7 protein-coding genes are annotated in these 6835 nt (G+C 36.9%); 2 read left to right on the top strand and 5 right to left on the bottom strand.

Annotated elements, in window-relative coordinates:
- Positions 1 to 83 precede the first annotated feature (83 nt).
- Positions 84 to 1985 carry a molecular chaperone DnaK gene (gene dnaK, locus JGH11_RS18400; protein ID WP_201114243.1) on the top strand — a complete coding sequence of 634 codons (1902 nt, stop codon included), beginning with the start codon at positions 84 to 86 and terminating at the stop codon, positions 1983 to 1985.
- 69 nt (positions 1986 to 2054) lie between these two features.
- Here dnaK and JGH11_RS18395 read toward each other — a convergent pair whose 3' ends face one another.
- Genes JGH11_RS18395 through JGH11_RS18385 form a run of 3 tightly spaced genes read right to left on the bottom strand, consistent with a single transcriptional unit; the run spans position 2055 to position 3512 of the window.
- A complete protein-coding gene (locus JGH11_RS18395; RefSeq protein ID WP_201114235.1) occupies positions 2055 to 2357 on the bottom strand; it encodes a nitrous oxide-stimulated promoter family protein in 303 nt (100 codons plus the stop codon).
- Positions 2354 to 2779, bottom strand: coding sequence for a GNAT family N-acetyltransferase (locus JGH11_RS18390; RefSeq protein WP_201114234.1), 426 nt, complete (start codon positions 2777 to 2779; stop codon positions 2354 to 2356). The genes JGH11_RS18395 and JGH11_RS18390 overlap by 4 nt, the downstream gene beginning before the upstream one ends.
- 10 nt (positions 2780 to 2789) lie before the next feature.
- Positions 2790 to 3512 carry a porin family protein gene (locus JGH11_RS18385; protein ID WP_201114233.1) on the bottom strand — a complete coding sequence of 241 codons (723 nt, stop codon included), beginning with the start codon at positions 3510 to 3512 and terminating at the stop codon, positions 2790 to 2792.
- Between the two features lie 269 nt (positions 3513 to 3781).
- Between JGH11_RS18385 and JGH11_RS18380 the strand changes: the two genes are divergently transcribed.
- Complete coding sequence (locus JGH11_RS18380) at positions 3782 to 3949, top strand: DUF362 domain-containing protein (RefSeq protein ID WP_201114232.1); 168 nt, start codon at positions 3782 to 3784, stop codon at positions 3947 to 3949.
- Positions 3950 to 4117: 168 nt separating this feature from the next.
- On the opposite strand, the gene cydB is transcribed toward JGH11_RS18380, so the two are convergent.
- Positions 4118 to 5263 carry a cytochrome d ubiquinol oxidase subunit II gene (gene cydB, locus JGH11_RS18375; protein ID WP_201114231.1) on the bottom strand — a complete coding sequence of 382 codons (1146 nt, stop codon included), beginning with the start codon at positions 5261 to 5263 and terminating at the stop codon, positions 4118 to 4120.
- Positions 5264 to 5297: 34 nt separating this feature from the next.
- Positions 5298 to 6835, bottom strand: a 1538-nt coding sequence (locus JGH11_RS18370; protein WP_201114230.1) for a cytochrome ubiquinol oxidase subunit I, incomplete at its 5' end; no start/stop codon positions are given.

Here is a 6835-nt window from a genome sequence, read left to right as displayed (position 1 = left end):
GCATTTGAATAATAAATAATGTCGCTGAAAAAGCTAAAAAATATAGTTCTTTAGATAATAATAAATAAATATAATATATTAAAATGGGAAAAATAATTGGAATTGACTTAGGTACCACAAACTCTTGTGTTGCTGTCTTGGAAGGTAACGAGCCTATCGTTATCGCTAATAATGAAGGTAAAAGAACGACTCCCTCTATTGTTGCATTTGTAGAAGGAAATGAACGTAAAATAGGTGATCCAGCCAAACGTCAGGCTATCACCAATCCTGAGAAAACAATATATTCTATAAAAAGATTTATGGGAGAAACTTGGGATCAGGTACAAACAGAAGTTACGCGCGTGCCATATAAAGTGGTGAAGGGAGATAACAATACTCCTCGTGTAGATATTGACGGACGTCTTTATACTCCACAGGAAATATCGGCTATGGTTCTTCAAAAAATGAAGAAAACAGCTGAAGATTATTTAGGGCAGGAAGTTACTGATGCGGTAATTACAGTGCCTGCTTATTTTAGCGATTCTCAACGTCAGGCTACAAAAGAAGCAGGGGAAATCGCTGGGTTGAAAGTTCAACGTATTGTGAATGAGCCTACTGCTGCAGCATTAGCTTATGGATTGGATAAGGCTCATAAAGATATGAAGATCGCTGTGTTCGACCTTGGTGGTGGTACATTTGATATCTCTATCTTGGAACTGGGCGATGGCGTATTTGAAGTGAAGTCTACAAATGGTGATACTCATCTAGGTGGAGATGATTTTGACCAGGTTATTATAGACTGGTTAGCAGAGGAATTCCAAAGAGAAGAAGGTTTGGATTTACGCAAAGATCCTATGGCTCTTCAACGTCTTAAAGAAGCTGCTGAGAAAGCTAAAATTGAGCTTTCAAGTACAACTTCTACAGAGATCAACTTGCCATATATAATGCCTGTTAATGGTATTCCAAAGCACTTAGTTAAAACGTTGTCACGTTCTAAATTTGAGCAATTAGCAGATACTCTTATACGTAAATGCATCGATCCATGCCGTCAATCTTTGAGTGATGCCGGATATTCAGCATCTGATATTGATGAAGTTATTCTTGTAGGAGGTTCGACTCGTATTCCTGCTGTACAAGCTGAAGTAGAAAAATTCTTTGGTAAAGCTCCTTCTAAAGGAGTTAATCCTGATGAGGTAGTTGCTGTCGGTGCTGCTATACAAGGTGGTGTATTGACCGGAGAAGTGAAGGATGTATTATTGTTAGATGTAACTCCGCTTTCATTAGGTATCGAAACTATGGGTGGCGTTATGACCAGACTGATAGAATCAAATACAACCATTCCAACAAAGAAGAGCGAAACCTTCTCTACTGCTGCCGATAATCAACCATCTGTACAAATCAATGTGTTACAAGGTGAACGTCCGATGGCAAAAGATAATAAGCAAATCGGAGTATTCAATTTAGACGGAATTATGCCGGCACGTCGCGGTGAGCCTCAGATTGAAGTAACTTTCGATATTGATGCTAACGGTATTCTAAGTGTATCGGCTAAAGATAAAGCTACTGGAAAAGAGCAATCGATCCGTATCGAAGCTTCATCAGGTTTAAGTGATGCCGAAATACAAAAGATGAAGGATGAAGCTGCTGCTAATGCAGAATCAGATAAAAAAGAAAAGGAAAGAATCGACAAACTAAATCAAGCCGATTCAATGATTTTCCAGACTGAAAAGCAATTGAACGAACTTGGAGATAAAGTTCCTGCAGACAAAAAAGCGCCTATCGAAGCTGCATTAAATAAGTTGAGAGATGCTCATAAAGCTCAGGACTTAGCAGGTATTGATACTGCAATGAATGAGTTGAACACATTGTTCCAGAATCTAAGTCAGGAAATGTATAATCAACAACAAGCTGGTGCTAATCCAGATCAACAAGCTGGTGCTAATGCCGGTGGTCAGTCGAAAGGCGACAATGATGTAACTGACGTCGATTTTGAAGAAGTAAAATAATACAATTCTTTGTACATTTAAAAAAATGGCTATCAAAATTTTGATAGCCATTTTTTATTTTATTTTCTGCTACTTTCTGCGAAATCCTTTAATCATGTGGTTCAATGCAAGTAATGGATGCTTGAATAAGATACGGGGGCCGGAGTATCGCATAACCTCTTGTATCTTTATTTTCATCTCAGGTTGATAACAGTGGATAGGGCAGTCTTGGCAATTCGGTTTATCTTCTCCAAATTTACATTTTTCAAGTCTTTTCCGGGCATACAGATTAAGATTGTAACAGTCCGAGCATAAGTTTCCAGATGTATTATGCTTGGCAGCACAGTATATCTGAATCATCTTTTCAACAGTTTTTTTCTCCGTATTATTCATTCTTCGATAAAGCCGTTGTCTACCATCCTTTCTGGATTTGTGAATAAAGCCATACCCGTTTTCATTTTTTTGAAATTCATCTTTTTATAGAATCCTTCTTTTCCGGGTGAAGCATATAATATAAAATTACAATCGGGGGTAGTGCTCATAAGCCTTTTTACTATTTCCTGACCTATTTTTCGTCCTTGGTAATTTGGATCTACAGCGATATCGTAAATAGCCGATTGGCGTACTCCATCTGATAAAAGACGTCCTATCCCTATTAGTTTATCATCGTCAAATACGAATATGGTGGAATAGCTAGTTTCAAAAGAAATTTTATGCTTCTCTACGTCTGTAAAAGACATTCCTACAGCCTTAAGTAACTGAGGAATCCTTTCCCATGGAATATCCAAGAGATTTGTTTGATATCTAAGATTCATAAGAGCTTATTTATTCGAAATTGAAAATGAGAGAGATCATACGGGATTTTCCGGAAGACATGGCTTGGGTGTATTTTAATAAATCCTTATCGCCTAGCTGTGATCTATCTTTATCTATTAAATCGACTAGACCGAATGAAAATCTCAATTCAGGACACAATTTGAATAGGGGCAGATAGAAATTGCAGCCTACTCCGAATTCCACCCCGTAGTCCATACTCTTAAATAAAAGAAGATCATCTTTTTTCGTTCCAATATCCATTGCTGCATATCCACCGGCTAAAATGTAAGGACGGTAGTTATCAATGCGTGGTACACTAAACTTCAAGAGTAAAGGTACTGTCAAATAATTAGCTTTAAGAGAAGCTTGAGTTTCTACCCCGGAAGATTGTTCCCTAAACACAAAACGTCGTTCTCCAAGATGAAGGCTAGGAGCAAGGCGTAGATTGAGATATTGATTAATATATCTGTCCCCGACTATTCCTACGCTAAAACCAACATTATAAGACGGAATTTCGGCAAACCAAGCCTCTCCGTTTTCACCCACATAGCCAGTATGAGATAAAATCATGTCTTGTCCATTGATACCTAGCGAAAAACCGAGATGATACATTTTTTGATCAGCAAATGGCTGATTAACCGCTTTTCGTATTTGCGAGAACCCGTTAGTTGTAGCAGTAAAGCTTAGTAAGGATATTAATGATATATATAATTTTGTTTTCAACTTCTGCATATTTTTTATAAAACGTAATTACAGGTTTTTTATTATCTGTGAAGTTAATTAGACTGAGTAAAAATAAGGGCGAAAAAGCACCTTTTTACATTTTTATTTATATGTATAAGTATTTTATATATAGTATTTTATATTCTGTTTTCTAATGTGTTATAGATAGATGTTATGAGAATATTCATAATATCTAACACTATCTATTTTGGATGCACAAAAAAACTGTTTATATTTGCGAAATCAAAGTTAAATAATAATATTAAAAAGAAAAAATCATGGCTTACGTAATTAATGAAGACTGTATTGCTTGTGGAACTTGTATCGATGAGTGTCCAGTGAATGCAATTTCAGAGGGAGATATCTATGTGATTGACCCTGATACTTGTACTGATTGTGGTACTTGTGCAGATGCTTGTCCAACAGAAGCAATTCATCCTGCTTAATAATTATCAGGAGTATAAAATACAAGGGAGCTTTTATAGGTTCCCTTTTTTTATTTGGCAATTATAAAAAAGCAGTCCACTTCTTGTTAGTTGTAAGACAATCAATATAAAAGGAAAAATGGGAACTCTAAATAATAGAGTTCCCATTTTTTACCTTATAAGAAGATATTAATATACGTGTCCGTCATCTTTCAGGTCTTTTGCATCGAATCGTTTCTTCTCCAGTGAATTCCAAGCATAAATGATATATGCCAATACAAATGGAACAAGAATGGATACGACACTCATCACTGTCAGTGTAAATTCACTCGATGATGAATTCTGGATAGTTAGTGAACTTTGTAAGTCTGTAGCCGAAGGGTAATAAGCTGTATTGTTATAACCTGTAATAAGTAGCAGCATACATACAGTTAATACTGTTCCGATACCGCTAAACCATACTCCTTTACTGTAGTCTTTGCTAAGCAATGATTTTCCAATACCAAATAGAACTAATACTACGCCGACTAAGAATACTACACCTACAATAGGCATTTCTACTAAGTTGTTAAAGTATTTGTGCGCTTCCATAGTTACCACTTTTGTATCTGGATTAACAGCAAATCCATCAGCAATAAATGTCCAAATAACAAATGCTAAGAAGAAAACAACAAATGGAACAGAGTTGTACAATAAGAATTTTCTAGAACGTTCTACCAAATTTTGATCCGCTAGGCGATTTATAAAGAACAGGCAAGCCAGGGTTCGAGCTAAGAAGAATACAGCTAGTCCAAGCATCCAGTTGCGAGGATTGGCTAAAGCTTCTAATCCATGCCATTCTGTACCCCAACGGCTGATAACAGGGTTGATTATATCCGTCATGTTTTCTTTATTCACTGTAAAATCGGAACCGGTAAAAAATGTAGCCAATGCTGCACCTACCAGAAATGTACCTAGAAGTCCATTTATAAATAAAAACCATCGGTATGTATTACGACCGTATACATTACCCGGCTTTGATTGAAATTCAAAAGAAACAGCTTGTAAGACAAAACAGAAAAGAATTGCCATCCATACCCAGTATGCTCCACCAAAGCTAGTTGAATAGAATAATGGGAAAGAAGCAAATAATGCTCCACCAAATGTAACCAGAGTAGTAAATGTATATTCCCATTTACGTCCTAAGGCATTGACTAATATCATACGTTCTTTCTCATCTTTTGCTAATGAGAAAAGCATTGATTGGCCACCCTGAACAAAAAGAAGGAAAGCAAAAATTCCCCCAATCAGGCATATAAGGAACCACCAATAATGTTGTAAAAATGAATAATCCATAGTTATATCTTTTTTTAGTTAAAAAAATCATGTATTAGTGCCCCTCCGGACCTTTCTTAATTTGATTTAGCATAATGCGGATTTCCGCCACCAATAATGCTGTAAATAGAGTAAGGAATAAGAAGAAGGTTATCATTACTGATTTAGTAGATATTGCTGATACTGCAGCTTGTAATGGTAATACGTCCTGAATAGCCCATGGTTGACGGCCTATTTCGGCTACCATCCATCCTGCTTGGCCTGCAATATATGCCAATGGGATTGTCCATATACAAACCCACAACAGCCATTTCTTGTTACTTAATTCTATTTTGCGATATATAAAGAATGTAAGCACTGCAAATAGCAGGATAAAATATCCACCCAAATAAACCATAATGTGAAATGGCCAGAATACCAATGGTATATTTGGAATCAGTTGTTCGGGAGAGTCAAGATATCCATAACCAAAATAAGCGTAATTGGATTTCAGTGATTCTTTATATTGGTTTGCAGAAGCTTCATCTCCTGCTTTTTTGGCTTTTTTATAATCAGCCAAAGCTTGTATTGCAGCTTTTCCTTTTGCTTGTTTTTCTACAAATGAAAGAGCTGTAGAACCATCAGGTTCTTTATATCCGCCATCTATAATATCTTTTATTCCGGGAACATAAGCATCCAATTCTCCAAAGCTTAACCATGATAAGCCTTTTGGTATGCCAATATTGATTAGATACGGATCGACATCATCCTTGTACGATTCTTTCGCAGGGTTGGGTATTGCAAAGGCAATTAAATCCACACCTTCTCCACCTTGATATAATCCTTCCATTACAGCAAGTTTCATAGGTTGCTTTTCAGCTACTTGTTGAGCAGAACCATGCCCTGTCCAAGCAATAAGAAGTGAAGATACTAAACCGAATATTGCAGCAACTTTCATACTTTGTTTAGCAAATTCTGTATCTCTCTTTTTAATCATATACCAAGCCGCAACTCCGGCAACGAATACTGCGCCTAATATCCATCCCGAAAGGACGGTATGAAAGAATTTGTTTATAGCAACAGGAGATAGTGCTATATCCCAGAAATTAATCATCTCGTTACGAGTTGTATCCGGATTAAACTCCATGCCTATAGGATACTGCATCCAGGCATTAGCTATCAGAATCCAAAGGGCTGATAATGTTGCTCCTGTAATAGTTAACCAGGTAGATGCCAAATGGACTTTTTTACCTACTCGTTTCCATCCAAAGAACATAATTGAGATAAATGTTGCTTCCATAAAGAAAGCCAAAGTAGCTTCAATAGCCAATGGTGCACCGAATATGTCACCAACAAACCAGCTATAGTTAGACCAATTCGTACCGAACTGAAACTCCATGATAATACCGGTAGCGACTCCGATGGCGAAGTTGATACCAAAAATTACCATCCAAAACTTAGCAGTTTTTTTCCATTGTTCGTTACCTGTACGCACATACATTGTTTCCATGATTGCCATAATGATTCCCAAACCGAGGGTAAGGGGAACGAACAACCAGTGATACATTGCTGTCATAGCAAACTGGGCTCTAGACCAGTCTATTAACGATGTAC

Origin of the sequence: Dysgonomonas sp. Marseille-P4677 (assembly GCF_016652235.1) — a bacterium.
Lineage (GTDB): Bacteria > Bacteroidota > Bacteroidia > Bacteroidales > Dysgonomonadaceae > Dysgonomonas.
This window is presented reverse-complemented; position numbering and strand designations above follow the sequence as displayed.

Excerpts from the sequence above, each read along its gene's own strand:
- dnaK (WP_201114243.1), top strand. The coding sequence starts at position 84 with ATGGGAAAAATAATTGGAATTGACTTAGGTACCACAAACTCTTGTGTT.
- JGH11_RS18395 (WP_201114235.1), bottom strand. The coding sequence starts at position 2,357 with ATGAATAATACGGAGAAAAAAACTGTTGAAAAGATGATTCAGATATAC.
- JGH11_RS18390 (WP_201114234.1), bottom strand. The coding sequence starts at position 2,779 with ATGAATCTTAGATATCAAACAAATCTCTTGGATATTCCATGGGAAAGG.
- JGH11_RS18385 (WP_201114233.1), bottom strand. The coding sequence starts at position 3,512 with ATGCAGAAGTTGAAAACAAAATTATATATATCATTAATATCCTTACTA.
- JGH11_RS18380 (WP_201114232.1), top strand. The coding sequence starts at position 3,782 with ATGGCTTACGTAATTAATGAAGACTGTATTGCTTGTGGAACTTGTATC.
- cydB (WP_201114231.1), bottom strand. The coding sequence starts at position 5,263 with ATGGATTATTCATTTTTACAACATTATTGGTGGTTCCTTATATGCCTG.